The sequence below is a fragment of the Burkholderia crassaminum genome (genome assembly GCF_964265005.1).
Lineage (GTDB): Bacteria > Pseudomonadota > Gammaproteobacteria > Burkholderiales > Burkholderiaceae > Burkholderia.
This window is the reverse complement of record NZ_OZ183799.1, coordinates 1,042,812-1,057,176: the sequence shown is the minus strand read 5'-3', so window position 1 is coordinate 1,057,176 and position 14,365 is coordinate 1,042,812. Positions and strand designations below refer to the sequence as shown.

The following is a 14,365-nucleotide window of genomic DNA, read 5'->3' as shown; positions in this document are numbered from 1 at the left end:
TGGCGTTTTTCATTTTGCGGTGCGGCTGCCGTGTCAGGCGCCCGCTTTCACCGGCCGCCCGTGCCAGCGCAGCACGAGGTAGCGCCCGGCGAAACACAGCACGCCCGACACGCCGATCGTCACGCCCATCGCGAACGGTGTGCCGTCGGCGAGTGCACCGATCGCCACGCTCGCGAACGCGCCGAGCGCCAGCTGCATCGCGCCGAACACGGCCGCCGACGCGCCCGCGTTGTGCGGATAGCGGTGCATGAGGTCGGTCGTGCAGTTCGCGGACAGGATCCCGACCACGCCGACGACGAAGAACAGGCACACGACGATCGACCACAATCCGCCCCACCCCGTCAACGCGACAAGCGCAACCGCGAGCGACGCGATGGCGCTCACGAGCGACGCCGCCGCGATGATGCGCAGCGAGCCGATGCGGCCGACGAGGCGCGTGTTCGCGAAGTTGCCGATCATGATGCCGACCACGTTCAGGCCGAACAGCAGCCCGTAGTGCTGCGGCGACACGTGGAAATACTCGATGTACACGAACGGTGTCGCGGTGATGTACGAGAACATCGACGCGAATGCCATCCCGCCGCACAGCATGTGCCCCCATGCGACGGGGTCCGAAAGGATGCGCCCGTACGATGCAAAAGACGCGAGCACGGCCGCGCTCTTGCGCCGCTCCTTCGGCCAGGTTTCGGGCACGCGCAGGTACGCGGTTGCCGCGCACACCGCGCCGAACACGGCCAGCACGACGAACACGCCGCGCCAGCCCGAGAAACGCAGGATCTGGCCGCCGATCAGCGGCGCGAGCAGCGGCCCGACCGCGGTGACGATCGCGACCATCGACAGCACCTTCGCCGCGTCGGTCGGCTCGTGCGCGTCGCGCGCAATCGCACGCGACAGCACCGACGCCGCGCCGGCGCCGAGCGCCTGCAGGAAGCGCACGAGTATCAGCATGTCGATCGAGGTCGACACGAAGCAGCCGATGCTCGCGAGCGTGAACAGCGCGATGCCGCCGAGCAGCACGGGCCGGCGGCCCCACGTGTCGGACAGCGGGCCGTACAGCAGCATGCCGACCGAGAAGCCGGCCATGAAGCTCGTCAGCGTGCGCTGCGCGGCGCCGGGGCTGACGGAGAAGCCGTCGGCAATCGACGGCAGGCTCGGCAGGTACATGTCGGTAGCGATCGGCCCGCAGGCGGCAAGCGCGCCGAGCAACAGGATCAGCCGGGCATCGGGCCGGCGCCGGACGACGTGAGACATGGGTATCCGGAATGGAGCCCGCGCGCATCGAGGCGCGCGTGGCGGTGAAGACGGGTGGCCACGCCGCGAAACGGCGTGTTCAGGCCCATGATTGTACGCGCAACTTTTTTTCGTGCTGCGGGCCGAGTGCGGCAGCAGACCGGGAAACACCGACGCGGCTCTGTTGCCGCGCGAGATCGCAGGCGGATTCGATTAAGCTTGCAGCGCCTCATCCCCTCTTGTCTGACCAATTCGACGCACGACCGAACCGATGACCGCTTTCCTGTTGATCTGGAGCCCCAAGAAATGGCCGTGGCCCGAACTGCCCGACGTCGCCGCGCGCGTGAAGGCCGGCGAGGCCGTGCATGACGTGTGGGGCTGCGGCTTCGCGCGCGGCATCCTGCCGGGCGACCGCGTGTTCCTGCACCGCGTCGCGAAGGAGCCCAAGGGCGTATTCGGCTCCGGCTACGTGACGCGCGCGCCGTACGAAGTGCCCGATCCGGCGACGAAGCGCGGTTACCGGCTGTGCATCGACTTCGTGTACGACTGGCTGGTCGACGCGCACCAGGACGTCGTGATCGCGCGCGACGCGCTGCGGGTGCATCCCTACTCGGTACAGACCTGGGATGCACAAAGCTCCGGCACCGTGATCAAGCCGATGGTCGAAGGCCCGCTCGAGAAGCGCTGGGCCGAGCTGACCGGCAAGCGCAAGCCGCCGCGATAACCGGATCGGCAGCCGCGACGCATCCGGCCCTCCTTTCCGGCCGCGCCTCGTGAAATCCCGCACGCGCCGAAGGGCCGCAGACCGCGCCGCGGGCCCGCCGCGCGCGTCTCCGGTACAATCAGACGATCGTTCCGCCCAGGCGCCGCGGCCCGTGCACAGGCCCCCGCGCCCCTCTCTCGCAGGTTTCGCCCATGTCCAACAATCAGATCCTCTTCGAACGCGCCCAGAAGACCATTCCCGGCGGCGTCAACTCGCCGGTGCGCGCATTCCGTTCGGTCGGCGGCACGCCGCGCTTCGTCGCGCGTGCACAAGGCCCGTACTTCTGGGATGCCGACGGCAAGCAGTACATCGACTACATCGGCTCGTGGGGCCCGATGATCGTCGGCCACGTCCATCCCGAAGTGCTGTCGGCCGTGCAGAACGTGCTCGCCGACGGCTTCTCGTTCGGCGCGCCGACCGAAGCCGAGATCGAGATCGCCGAGGAAATCTGCAAGCTCGTGCCGTCGATCGAGCAGGTGCGGATGGTGTCGAGCGGCACCGAGGCCACGATGAGCGCGCTGCGTCTCGCGCGCGGCTTCACGGGCCGCAGCCGCATCGTCAAGTTCGAGGGCTGCTACCACGGCCATGCGGACAGCCTGCTGGTCAAGGCCGGCTCGGGCCTGCTGACGTTCGGCAACCCGACGTCGGCAGGCGTGCCCGCCGACATCGCGAAGCACACGACCGTCCTCGAATACAACAACGTCGCCGCGCTCGAAGAAGCGTTCGGTGCGTTCGGCGACGAAATCGCCGCAGTGATCGTCGAGCCCGTCGCGGGCAATATGAACCTCGTGCGCGGCACGCCGGAATTCCTGAACGCGCTGCGCGCGCTGTGCACGAAGCACGGCGCCGTGCTGATCTTCGACGAGGTGATGTGCGGGTTCCGCGTCGCGCTCGGCGGCGCGCAGGCGTACTACGGGATCACGGCCGACCTCACCTGCCTCGGCAAAGTGATCGGCGGCGGGATGCCGGCTGCCGCGTTCGGCGGCCGCCGCGACATCATGGCCCACCTCGCACCGCTCGGCGGTGTCTACCAGGCCGGCACGCTGTCGGGCAACCCGATCGCGGTCGCGGCAGGGCTGAAGACGCTGCAACTGATCCAGGCGCCGGGCTTCTACGACGCGCTCACCGCGCAGACGAAGCGTCTCGCCGACGGCCTCGCGGCCGAAGCGCGCGCGGCCGGCGTGCCGTTCGCGGCCGACTCGATCGGCGCGATGTTCGGCCTGTACTTCGCCGAACGCGTGCCGACCAGCTTCGCGGAAGTCACGAAGAGCGACACCGAGCGCTTCAACCGCTTCTTCCACCTGATGCTCGACGAAGGCGTGTACTTCGCGCCGTCCGCGTACGAGGCCGGCTTCGTGTCGAGCACGCACGACGACGCGGTGATCGACGCGACGCTCGCGGCCGCGCGCCGCGCATTCGCGGCACTCGCTGCCTGACCCGGGGCCGCGCGCATGTTCTCGGATATCGATTTCGCCCACATGCAGCGCGCGCTCGCGCTCGCCGCGCGCGGGATGTATACGACGGCACCGAACCCGCGTGTCGGCTGCGTGATCGTCAAGGACGGCGACGTGATCGGCGAGGGCTTCACGCAGCCGGCCGGCCAGGATCACGCGGAGGTGCAGGCGCTGAAGGACGCGCGCTCGCGCGGCTACGACGTCGCGGGCTCGACCGTCTACGTCACGCTCGAACCGTGCAGCCATTTCGGCCGCACGCCGCCGTGCGCGAACGCGCTGATCGAAGCGCGCGTCGCGAAGGTCGTCGCCGCGATGGAAGACCCGAACCCGCAGGTATCGGGGCGCGGCCTCGGGATGCTGCGCGACGCCGGCATCGACGTGCGCTGCGGGCTGCTCGCGCATGAAGCCGGCGAACTGAACATCGGCTTCGTGTCGCGGATGACACGCGGCCGCCCGTGGGTGCGGATGAAGACCGCCGCGTCGCTCGACGGCCGCACCGCGCTGCCGTCCGGCGAAAGCCAGTGGATCACCGGCGAGGCCGCGCGCCTCGACGGGCACGCGTGGCGGGCGCGCGCCTGCGCGATCCTGACCGGCATCGGCACCGTGCGCGAAGACAATCCCCTGCTGACCGTGCGTGGCATCGACACCCCGCGCCAGCCTCAGCGCATCCTGGTCGACAGCCGCCTCGACCTGCCGCTCGACGCGCGGCTGCTCGAAGGCGCCCCGCTGCTGATCTTCTGCGGCCGGCTCGACGCCGGCGGTGAAATGCGTGCGAACGTGCTGAAGTCGCGCGGCGCGGAAATCGTGCCGCTCGCGAATGCGCACGGCAAGGTCGACCTGCCCGCGATGCTGGCGGCGCTCGGCGCGCGCGGTGTCAACGAGTTGCATGTCGAGGCCGGCCACAAGCTGAACGGCTCGCTGCTGCGCGAGCAGTGCGTCGACGAATTGCTCGTCTATCTCGCGCCGAGCCTGCTGGGCGCCGATGCGGCCGGCATGTTCGACCTCGCCGCGCCGGCGAGCCTCGATGCGCGCACGCGGCTGTCGTTCCACGGGTTCGAGCGGGTCGGCGACGATCTGCGGATCCTCGCGCGCTTCACGCCGGCCGACACCACGCACTGAACGGGGTTGTCACGGGGTTCGCCGGAAATCCGGTCGCTTGCAGCGGCCCGATGGCGGGCCCCGGCCGCTTTTTCGCGCCCTGGTTGCGATCGCCTGCACGCGTGTCGCGACCGCTCACACATCGTCCCCCTCGCCCGCGCACGCCGGTGCGCAGTACGCCCGCTCAGTCGCCGGCGCCGGTGGCCAGACCCGGCCCCAGCCCGTCGAACAGCGGCCGCAACGTATCCGCGTCGGGACGCCACGGACGCAGCGCATCGCGGTAGAGCGGCCGGCGCACCTGGGCCGCGCTTGCCGTCGTGACCTGTCGCCGGGTTTCGTGAAACACCGTGCACCGGTCGCTCCAGTCCAGCCCGCAATGCGTGAGCATGCGTCGCACCTGTGTGTCGAAATCCTCGACCAGATGCTCGTACCGGACCTCCAGCAGCACCCCCGGCGGCAGCGCCGCGCGCCAGTGCGCGACCAGCGCATCGTAGGCCCGATAGAAGCGGCCAAGTTCGCCGAGGTCATAGCTGAACGGCACGTCGTGGAAGCAACGCGCGAAGATCGACAGGCAGGTGTCGACCGGGTCGCGTCGCACATGAATGAGGCGCGCGTTCGGCAACGCGAGATGAATGAAGCCGGCGTTGATGAAGTTGTACAGATACTTGTCGACGATCCGCGCATACGGGCCGCCCGGCACCTTGCGCGCGACCCGCTGCAGATACGCGGCGCCGAGCGCGCGCAGCGATTCCGGCGCGGCGGCGTCGAGCGCATCGAGCGCCAGCCCGCCCGCGCCCGGCGCGACCGCCTGCACGAGGCATTGCACGAACGCGTCGCTTTCGCCCGCGCCGAACACGCGCGGATGGCTCGCGAGAATCTGCTCGACCAGCGTCGTGCCTGAACGCGGCATGCCGAACACGAAGACCGGCGACGCCGACGCATCGCCCAGACCGCTTTTCGCCCGTAGCAGATCCGCGCTGAACGCGCCGGTCATCTGCCCGAGCAGGTCGAGCATCGCGGCTTCGTCGTAGCGGGTCAGCGACCGGTAGAGCGTGTTCGCGCGCGACAGGTACTCGAAGCCGCGCCCCGGCTCGCCGATGCCCGTGAGCGACTGGCCGTAGGCGAAATACAGGTCGGCCTGCCGATCGGCCGGCCAGTCCGCCGACTGCTCGACCTGCTGCTCGAGCGACACGAAACAGGGATCGTCGGCCGTGAGCGTCGTGAACTGGACCAGGTTGCGGTAGTACGACGCGCTGTGCGGTTCCAGTTCGATCGCGGTGCGCCACGCGGCCTGCGCGTCGTCGAGCCGGCCGAGCACGTTCAGGCAGTTGCCGAGATTGTTGTACGAGCCGTCGGCGTGCGGATCGAGTTCGGTCGCACGCCGATAGCAGTCCACGGCCGCCTCGTACGCGTGATCTTCCTCCCACACCATGCCGAGCCGATGCCATGCCTGCGCGTTGTCCGGCGCCTGCGCGAGCGCCGCTTGCGCGCTCGCGAGCGCGGCGTCGTGCGGATCGGCGGGCGCACTCATGCGCGGCTACGCCGGCGCATTGCGGCCGCGCACCGGCCATCGTGCATGCCGGCGCTCCCGACTGTATTGGCGCTCATGTGGGTCCCCTTTCGATCCGGTAGGCAGCCGCGTCGTCATGCGCTGCGACGACGGCCAGCCGTCAAAGGGCCGCAGTATCGGGAAAATCACCGCACGCTGCGTAACGAACCGATACGGCCGTATTACCGACGTAACACGGCCGGTCGGCGCGCACGTCCCGCGCCCGCGCTGCGCGCGCCCGACCGCGCACCCGTGCATCGAGGCCGCGTTGCCAGGCCCGGTGGGCGAGACCGCTGTTCACGCGCGCCACGTCGACGGTCGTCATGCACCGTCACGCCGCATGCGCAAGCGGCCCCGGCCGCACGCATCGTGTCATCGCCGGTAATACGTGTAATCCAGGCAGAAAGCTGATTCAAAGCCGCGCGACCTATAGTCCGACGCCATCCGCTGCAACGCGGCAGCGGCACCCGTGCGCAACATGACGGGCGGGTGCGACATTCAAGGCCAACGGGGAAATCGGGGCATGCCCATTCAGACACCGACGGCGGCGCACAACGCCGCCACGCCACACCTGCGCGCCGACGGCGCCGATACCGCCGCGGCACTGGTGTGGCGCGCGCTGCAAGTCGAACCGGTCTCGCTCGTGCCGCAGTGGCTCACGCAAAGCGGCAACACGATCCATCGCGTCGCGCTCGCCGACGGTCGAACGGTGGTGTTGCGCGTCAGCCCGCAGCCTGCCGCGTTCGCGCACACCGCGCCCAACCTCGCCGCGTTGCGCGCGCTCGGCCTGCCGGTCCAGCAGGTGCTGGCGGCCGGTCCGGCCGCACCGGGCCAATCGTTCGTGATCCTGAACTGGCTGGACGGATTCGACCTGAAGTTCGCACTGCCGTCCATGCGCGCGGACCAGATGGCCGCCGTCGCCGAACGCGTGACCGACTGCCAGCGCCGCGTCGCCAGCCTGCCTGCGAGCCGCGGCTTCGGCTGGGCGCCGATCGGCCGGGACGCCGCGCATGCACGCTGGACCGACCTGTTCGGCGCGCCGGACGATGCGCCGGCCGCCGTCTCGGCCACCCCGCTGAATCACCTGCGTATGCGGTTGCGCGCCGTGCGGGCAACCCTCGAACCCTACTTCGCGGCCTGCACGCCGGTGTGTTTCCTCGACGACCTCACGACCCGCAACGTGATCGTCGACAACGGCGCGCTGAGCGGCTTCATCGACCTCGATTTCGTCTGCTACGGCGATCCGTTGCTGCAGGTCGGCACGACGCTCGCGTATCTGGCCGCCGATGTCGGCGACGCGGGCCATGCGTACGGGGACGCGCTGGTCGACTGCTGGTCGCCGTCCGGCGACGCGCGCCGTGCGATGTACTTTTACGCGGGCCTGTGGGCAACCGGCTTCCTCGCCTCGGCCGAAACCGCCGGCGACGCATGGCGGATCAGCAAGCTCGAACCGGCAGCGCAGGCGCTGCTGGATGCCGCCGAAGCCAACTGACCGCGGGACGACATCGATGACATCCAATGCCCTGAACTTCTCGGGCGGCCCGGGCGCATTGCCCGAGGCCGTGCTGCGCGAGACGCACGAAGCCATCATTGCGCTGCCGGAAACCGGCGTGTCGATCCTCGGCATGAGCCATCGCTCCGACTGGTTCCATGCGCTGCTCGACGAGGCCGAGCGCAACCTGCGCACGTTGCTCGGCGTGTCGGACCGCCATGCGCTGATCTTCCTGCAAGGCGGCAGCAGCCTGCTGTTCGCGACCATCCCGATGAACTTCGCGACGCACCGGCATGCACCGCCCGCGTATGTGAATTCCGGTTACTGGAGCAGCCGCGCGAGCGCCGAGGCCGCGCGCGTCGGCACCGCGCACGTGGCATGGAGCGGGCGGGACACGGGCTTTCGCCAACTGCCCGCGCTGGAGCAGCTCGCGCTCGCGCCCGATGCCGCCTACCTGCACTACGTGTCGAACGAAACCGTCGAGGGGCTGCAGTTCGACCCGCCGGCGGCCACGCCGCACGGCGTGCCGCTCGTCGTCGACATGTCGTCCGATTTCCTGTCGCGGCCGCTCGACGCCAGCCGCTTCGCGATGATCTACGCGCATGCGCAGAAGAACCTCGGGCCGGCCGGCGTCACGGTCGCGCTGATCGACCGCGCGCTGCTCGAGCGGACCCCGGACAACCTGCCCGGCATCCTCGATTTCCGCACGCACGTCGCGCATGGCTCGAACTACAACACGCCGCCGGTGTTCGCGATCTACGTGTTGACGCTGGTCACGCGCTGGCTGCGCGACGAGATCGGCGGACTCGCGGCCATGGAGCGCATCAACGACCGCAAGGCGCAGCGCTTGTACGACACGCTCGATGCGCTGGGCGGCGCGGTCGCCGTGCACGCGCAGCGGCCGTGGCGCTCGCGGATGAACGCTGCGTTCACGTTCGGCGATGCGCGCCTCGATCGCGCGTTCGCCGCCGCGGCCGCCGAGCGCGGCATCGTCGGGCTCGACGGCCATCGCTCGCTCGGCGGGCTGCGCGCGTCGCTGTACAACGCGGTCACACCTGGCGCCGTGAACACGCTGTGTGAAGCGCTGACCGAATTCGCCGCCACGCACGCGTGAGCCGCGCCGCCATATTGGCCTGAACCTCGATGACCCCGCCTCTTCCCGACACGTCGGCGCCGCCGGAGCGACTGGCTCGCGCGCTCGACATGGCACCGCTCGACGTCGCGCTGCACGCGCGCATGCGCGACGCGCTCCAGGCCGCCGGCGACCGCGACGGCTTCGCCGCCCATCAGCTCGCGGTCGCCGCGTTCGATGCGCTCGCCGACGCGCCGCCCGCCACGCAGGCGCTCGCGCTGTACAACCTCGCGACCGTCTATGCGATGAAGGGCCGCACCGACGAGGCGGTGCGCTGGTACCGCCACACGCTCGCCGTGAACCCGGCACTCGCGCACGCACACCAGAACCTCGCCGCGCTCTACGCGGCCAGCGGACGTCACGCCGAGGCGCACGCGCATCGCGTGCACGCGTACCGGCTGCAGCGCGTGTTCGTCGAACCGGCGCTCGACGGCGATGCGCGGCGATTGCTGATCGTCGGCGTGGGCAGCGGCACGGGCAACGTTCCGCTCGATGCGCTGCTGTCGTTCCGCACGACGACCCGCATCAAGTACGCGATCGACTATGCGGACGACGCCGAGGATGCGCAGCTGCCGCCCCACGATCTCGTGTTCAACGCGATCGGCGATCCGGACGTCGCCGCGCCGCTCGCCGCCCGACTCGCCCGCTTCGCCAGTCGCAGCGCAGTGCCCGTGCTGAATCCGCCCGACACGATCGCGCACACGCATCGCGATCGCATCGCCGCGCGCCTCGCGGCAGTGCCGGACGCACGGGTGCCGCCCTGCTTGCGCATCGCGAACCCGCGCGCACCGTTCGATGCGCTGCTGCGCCGCCTCTCGCTGGCCGGCGTCACATTTCCGTTGTTGCTGCGGCCGGCCGGCTCGCACGGGGGCGACGGCGTGACGCGCCACGCGAGCGCCGACACGCTCGGCGCGGCGCTCGCGAAAATCGACGGTCCCGCGTATGCGACCGCCTACCACGACACCCGCGGCGCGGACGGCTGCTTTCGCAAATACCGGGTGATCTTCGTCGATCGCGTGCCGTACCCGTACCACCTCGCGATCTCGACGCACTGGCTCGTCCACTACTTCTCGGCCGACATGACATCCGCACCGTGGAAGCTCGACGAGGAGCGCCGCTTCCTCGACGATCCACGCGCGGCGCTCGGCGATACGGCGCTGCGCGCGCTCGCCGCGATCGGCCGGCAACTGGATCTCGACTACGGCGGCGTCGACTTCGCGCTGACCGACGACGGCCGGGTGGTCGTGTTCGAGGCAAACGCGACGATGCTCGTCCACCGCGAAGCAGCCGACGGGCCGCTTGCGCACAAGAACCCGCACATCGAGCGGATCGCGCACGCCTTCGCGCGCATGCTCGACGCACGCGGCGGCCTCGCCTCCGCCCGCCTGACGCCTGCCCTGCCATGACCTCCGGTCCGACGCTCGCCGATGCCAGCGCGCTGCATCTCGCCGGCGACCTTCCCGGCGCCCGCACGCTCTATGAAGTCATGCTCGCCGACGATCCCGGCAACGCCGAACTCCGATTGCGGCTCGGCATCCTCGAACTGCAGTGCGGCGACGGTGCCGGCGCGCTCGCGCAACTCGACCGCGCGGTCGCACTCGCGCCGCACGACGCCCGCCACCACGCAGCGCGCGGCCACATACTTCACACGCTCGGCCGGCACGCCGACGCGGCGGACGCGCTGCGCACCGCGCTTGCGCTCGCCCCCGACAACGCCGACACGCACGCCGCGCTCGGCAACGCGCTACTGGCGCTCGGCTGCCATGCCGGCGCGATCGACGCATACCGCGCCGCGCTCGCGCTCGATCCGTCCAGCGCCGACGTCGCGAACAACCTAGGCAACAGCTACCGGCATCTCGGCGCATCCGACGCGGCCGAACACGCGTACCGCGCCGCGCTCGCCGCGCAACCGGCCCACGCGCTCGCGCTGACCAACCTCGGCACGCTGCTCGACGCGCGCGGTCGGCACGACGACGCACTCGCGCTGCTGCGCGACGCCGTGCGCGCCGCGCCGGACGCGCCCGCCGGCCTGATCAACCTCGGCGCGGCGCTGTGCGCCCGGCGCGCATTCACCGCGGCCGCCACGCATCTCTCACGCGCGGCGGCGCTCGCGCCGCACGACGCCGACGCGGCCTACAACTTCGGCAACGCGCTGCTGGGGCTCGGCCACCACGCGCAGGCAGCCGACCAGTACCGGCGCGCGGTCGCCCTGCAGCCCGGTCACGCGGACGCGCTGAACAATCTCGGCACCGTGTGCGAGCACCTCGGCGATACCGCGGCGGCGGCCCACGCGTTCGACGCCGCGCTGCACGCGCGGCCCGGCTTCGTCGCCGCGCACAACAACGCCGCGAACCTGCTGCGGCGGCTCGGCCTGCACGACGGCGCGATCGCGCATCTGCGCGCCGCGCTGGCCAGCGCCCCCGACCACTCGGCGACCCACAACCACCTCGGCAACGTGCTGAAGGACGACGGCGCGCTCGACGCCGCCATCGACAGCTACCGGCGCGCGCTCGCGTGCGATCCGGGCAACGCGGTCGCGCACAGCAACCTCGTCTACGCACTGAACTTCCAGTCGGAGTATCCGGAGGCAGTGCTCGCTGAAGCGCTGAACTGGTCCGCGCGGCACGAGACGCCCGCCGCCGCGGCCGCAGCGGCGCCGACCGTCCCGGCGCACGGGCGCGCGCCGGATGCGCGGCTGCGGATCGGCTACGTCGGCGCGGATTTCCGCGAGCACTGCCAGGCACTGTTCCTCGTGCCGCTGCTGTCGCATCACGACCGCCGCGCCTTCGAGATCGTCTGTTACGCGAGCGTCGCGCGGCCGGACGCGCTCACCGCGCGACTCGCCGGTTACGCGGATCGCTGGCACGACATGTACGGGCTCGACGACGACGCGCTCGCGCAACGCATCCGCGACGATGGCATCGACATCCTCGTCGACCTGACGATGCACATGGCCGACGGCCGGCCGGGCCTGTTCGCGCACCGGCCCGCGCCGATCCAGGCGACCTGGCTCGCCTATCCCGGCACCAGCGGCCTGGCGTCGGTCGACTTCCGGCTGACCGACCCGCATCTCGATCCCCCCGGGCACGACGGTTTTTATCGCGAACGCTCGATCCGGCTCGCGGATACCTTCTGGTGCTACGACCCGCTGACCGACACGCCGGCGGTCGGGCCGCTACCCGCGCTCGACGCCGGCCACGTGACGTTCGGCTGCCTGAACAATCCGTGCAAGCTGACCGACCGCACGCTGCGGCTGTGGGCCGGGCTGTTCGCGCGCGTGCCTGACGCGCGGCTGGTCGTGACGGCGCCGCAAGGCACGGGGCGAGACCGGCTGGTCGAGCGGCTACGCGCGCACGACATCCCGCCGGCGCGCGTCGACTGCGTGCCGTACCGTCCGCGCGCCGACTATCTCGCGACCTATCTCGGCATCGACATCGCGCTCGACACGTTCCCCTACAACGGCCACACGACGACGCTCGATGCGCTGTGGATGGGCGTGCCGGTCGTCACGCGCGTCGGGCGCACCGCCGTCGGCCGGGGCGGGCTGTCGCAGCTCGCGAACCTCGGCCTGCACGCACTTGCCGCCGACAGCGACGCCGCGTTCGTCGACAGCGCGGCCGCCCTCGCCCGCGACCTGCCCGCGCTCGCCGCGCTGCGCCGCGAACTGCGCGCGCGCGTCGAACGCTCGCCGCTGATGGACGGCGCGCGCTTCGCACGCGAAATCGAGGCGGCATACCGGCGCATGAGGCGCGATACCTGACCCGCACGCGCCCGGCCGGGTGTGGGCCGGCCGGGCCGGAACTCGTCTCCGGCGTATCCTGTCTATCCGCTTCCATCGATCCGACGAGGAGCTTGCGTGACGGCCGTCCCTTCCGATCCTGCGCAACACCGCCGCTTCACCGTCGACGACCTGCTGTCGCTCGACAGCTTCCAGCGCGACTACGGCCGCACCTGCGCGCTGTCGCCCGACGGCGGCTCCATCTGCTTCGCCGTCGTCCGCCCGCTGGCCGATGGCCTCCGTTTCGACCGCGCGTATCTCGGCGGGCTCGACCGGGCCGAACTGCACCTGTACGAATTCGCCGGCCGCACGCTGCGCCGGCTGGCCGGCGACGCACGGGCCGGCCGTGCGTGCGGCTCACCGTCATGGTCGCCGGACGGAAGATGGATCGCGGCGGTCACGCTGTCGGCCGACGACGATGCGGTGCATGCCGTCCTGATCGACCCGGCGACCGGGGCCGCGACGCCGATCACGACCGCGCGCAGCGTCGACCTGTCCCCGCTCGACCGCGACGGGCCGTTCACGTGGCTGCCCGATGGCCGCGTCGCGCTGCCGCTGCTTGCCGAACGGGCGACGCCGGTCATGTCGCATCTGCATCGCAGGCTGTTCGGGAACGCGCACGACGCATGGGCGACCAACGCCCTCGGCCGCCAACCGACGGCCGACGTGCTCGACAGTGCCGCGTTCGGCGATACGCCCGTCGCATCCGCACCCGACTGGTGGGCGTTCGATCCCGCGTCGGGCGCGTTGTCCGCGCTGTCGCCGCAAGCGTGCGCGCAGGCCGGGCTGACACGTGCGGCAGTCACGGACACCCCGCCGGACACGCGTGGCTCGAACGACGCCGACGAACCGACGGATCTCGATGGCGCACGCCGCGAACGCGTATCGGCGGAACCGGAGCGCCCGTACGCGGCCTTCATCGAACACGGCCGCGACGCCACCCGGCTGACAATCCGGCCGGCCGGCGCGCGCGACGCGACGGTGGTGTTCGAGACGAATCGCCAGTTGGCCGGTATCGCGACCGGCACGACGCACCGGCTTGCCTGCCGCGGCGCGGAGCCGGGCCGACAGCGCTTCGTCGACGTCCTGCTGCCGCCGAATTACGCGGGTGCACCGGTGCCCGCCGTCGTCTGGGTGTACCCGTACGAAAAAGTCTCGCCCCATCCGCACCTGTTTCACGAACCGGACTGCGCGCTGCCGTTCAATTTCCAGCTGTTCGCCGCGCACGGCTTTGCGGTCGTCGACGTCAACATGCGGGACGTGCTGGGCGAAGCGCCGGCGACGATGGCAGACAGGATGCTCGACGACGTCTGCGCAGCGGTCGACGCCGCGGTCGATGCCGGGTACGTCGATCGCGGCCGGCTTCATCTGTACGGCCAGAGCCTGGGCGGCTGGGCCACGATGATGCTGCTCGCCCATACGCCGATGTTCCGCTCGGGCATGTCGAGCGCCGGCATCAGCGATGCGGCCGCGCTCTACGCGTCGCTCGACGCGCGCCTGCGTTACGAAACGGGCAACGACGCCCGCCCCGAGCGTTTCGAGCTGCTCGGCAAGGTGCTGGCCGACAATAGCTGGAACATCGACGCGCCGCCGTCGCTCCGCCCGGACGCGTATCACGCGATCAGCCCGGTTCTGCACGCGGCGCGGATCACGACCCCGCTGCTGCTGATCCATGGCGACGCCGACTACGTGCCGCTCGAACAAAGCGAACGGATGTTCGCGGCGCTGACGCAGCTCAAGCGCGACGTGCGGCTGATCCGTTACTGGGGCGACGATCACGTGCCGCAATCGCCTGCCAATATCGCGGACCGGTACCGGCGGATGATCGACTGGATGCGGCGCGCGTGACCGGACGACGCCGCGCGTGCA

At 70.8% G+C, this 14,365-nt stretch carries 10 protein-coding genes; 8 read left to right on the top strand and 2 right to left on the bottom strand.

Going from position 1 to position 14,365, the window contains the following annotated elements; translation table 11 throughout:
• Positions 1–33: 33 nt before the first annotated feature.
• Entirely contained in the window at positions 34–1,251 is a 1,218-nt protein-coding gene (locus ACPTTF_RS04820) for a Bcr/CflA family multidrug efflux MFS transporter (RefSeq protein ID WP_166957287.1), read from the bottom strand.
• A 250-nt stretch (positions 1,252–1,501) separates the two neighbouring features.
• On the opposite strand from ACPTTF_RS04820, the gene ACPTTF_RS04815 reads away from it, so the two are divergent.
• The 3 genes from ACPTTF_RS04815 (at position 1,502) to ribD (ending at position 4,566) form a co-directional block, all read left to right on the top strand.
• Complete coding sequence (locus ACPTTF_RS04815; protein WP_107310933.1) at positions 1,502–1,954, top strand: hypothetical protein; 453 nt, start codon at positions 1,502–1,504, stop codon at positions 1,952–1,954.
• A gap of 191 nt (positions 1,955–2,145) precedes the next feature.
• Positions 2,146–3,429, top strand: a complete 1,284-nt coding sequence (gene hemL, locus ACPTTF_RS04810; protein ID WP_014897811.1) for a glutamate-1-semialdehyde 2,1-aminomutase — start codon at positions 2,146–2,148, stop codon at positions 3,427–3,429.
• Positions 3,430–3,444: 15 nt separating this feature from the next.
• Positions 3,445–4,566: a bifunctional diaminohydroxyphosphoribosylaminopyrimidine deaminase/5-amino-6-(5-phosphoribosylamino)uracil reductase RibD gene (gene ribD, locus ACPTTF_RS04805; protein ID WP_166957285.1), complete on the top strand. Its 1,122-nt coding sequence runs from the start codon at positions 3,445–3,447 to the stop codon at positions 4,564–4,566.
• A gap of 163 nt (positions 4,567–4,729) precedes the next feature.
• On the opposite strand, the gene ACPTTF_RS04800 is transcribed toward ribD, so the two are convergent.
• Complete coding sequence (locus tag ACPTTF_RS04800; RefSeq protein WP_423370441.1) at positions 4,730–6,076, bottom strand: sulfotransferase; 1,347 nt, start codon at positions 6,074–6,076, stop codon at positions 4,730–4,732.
• 541 nt (positions 6,077–6,617) lie between these two features.
• Between ACPTTF_RS04800 and ACPTTF_RS04795 the strand changes: the two genes are divergently transcribed.
• From ACPTTF_RS04795 to ACPTTF_RS04775, 5 genes are all read left to right on the top strand, one after another.
• Positions 6,618–7,586, top strand: coding sequence for a phosphotransferase family protein (locus ACPTTF_RS04795; RefSeq protein ID WP_423370440.1), 969 nt, complete (start codon positions 6,618–6,620; stop codon positions 7,584–7,586).
• A gap of 16 nt (positions 7,587–7,602) precedes the next feature.
• A complete protein-coding gene (gene serC, locus ACPTTF_RS04790; protein ID WP_423370439.1) occupies positions 7,603–8,700 on the top strand; it encodes a 3-phosphoserine/phosphohydroxythreonine transaminase in 1,098 nt (365 codons plus the stop codon).
• Positions 8,701–8,729: 29 nt separating this feature from the next.
• Positions 8,730–10,124 (top strand): hypothetical protein, encoded by a 1,395-nt coding sequence (locus ACPTTF_RS04785; protein WP_423370438.1) that lies wholly within the window; start codon positions 8,730–8,732, stop codon positions 10,122–10,124.
• Positions 10,121–12,478: a tetratricopeptide repeat protein gene (locus ACPTTF_RS04780; RefSeq protein ID WP_423370437.1), complete on the top strand. Its 2,358-nt coding sequence runs from the start codon at positions 10,121–10,123 to the stop codon at positions 12,476–12,478. The genes ACPTTF_RS04785 and ACPTTF_RS04780 overlap by 4 nt, the downstream gene beginning before the upstream one ends.
• 96 nt (positions 12,479–12,574) lie before the next feature.
• Entirely contained in the window at positions 12,575–14,344 is a 1,770-nt protein-coding gene (locus tag ACPTTF_RS04775) for a prolyl oligopeptidase family serine peptidase (protein WP_423370436.1), read from the top strand.
• The last annotated feature ends 21 nt before the right edge of the window (positions 14,345–14,365 follow it).

Coding starts and splice junctions, on each gene's coding strand:
- ACPTTF_RS04820 (WP_166957287.1), bottom strand. CDS start 1,251: ATGTCTCACGTCGTCCGGCGCCGGCCCGATGCCCGGCTGATCCTGTTG.
- ACPTTF_RS04815 (WP_107310933.1), top strand. CDS start 1,502: ATGACCGCTTTCCTGTTGATCTGGAGCCCCAAGAAATGGCCGTGGCCC.
- hemL (WP_014897811.1), top strand. CDS start 2,146: ATGTCCAACAATCAGATCCTCTTCGAACGCGCCCAGAAGACCATTCCC.
- ribD (WP_166957285.1), top strand. CDS start 3,445: ATGTTCTCGGATATCGATTTCGCCCACATGCAGCGCGCGCTCGCGCTC.
- ACPTTF_RS04800 (WP_423370441.1), bottom strand. CDS start 6,076: ATGAGTGCGCCCGCCGATCCGCACGACGCCGCGCTCGCGAGCGCGCAA.
- ACPTTF_RS04795 (WP_423370440.1), top strand. CDS start 6,618: ATGCCCATTCAGACACCGACGGCGGCGCACAACGCCGCCACGCCACAC.
- serC (WP_423370439.1), top strand. CDS start 7,603: ATGACATCCAATGCCCTGAACTTCTCGGGCGGCCCGGGCGCATTGCCC.
- ACPTTF_RS04785 (WP_423370438.1), top strand. CDS start 8,730: ATGACCCCGCCTCTTCCCGACACGTCGGCGCCGCCGGAGCGACTGGCT.
- ACPTTF_RS04780 (WP_423370437.1), top strand. CDS start 10,121: ATGACCTCCGGTCCGACGCTCGCCGATGCCAGCGCGCTGCATCTCGCC.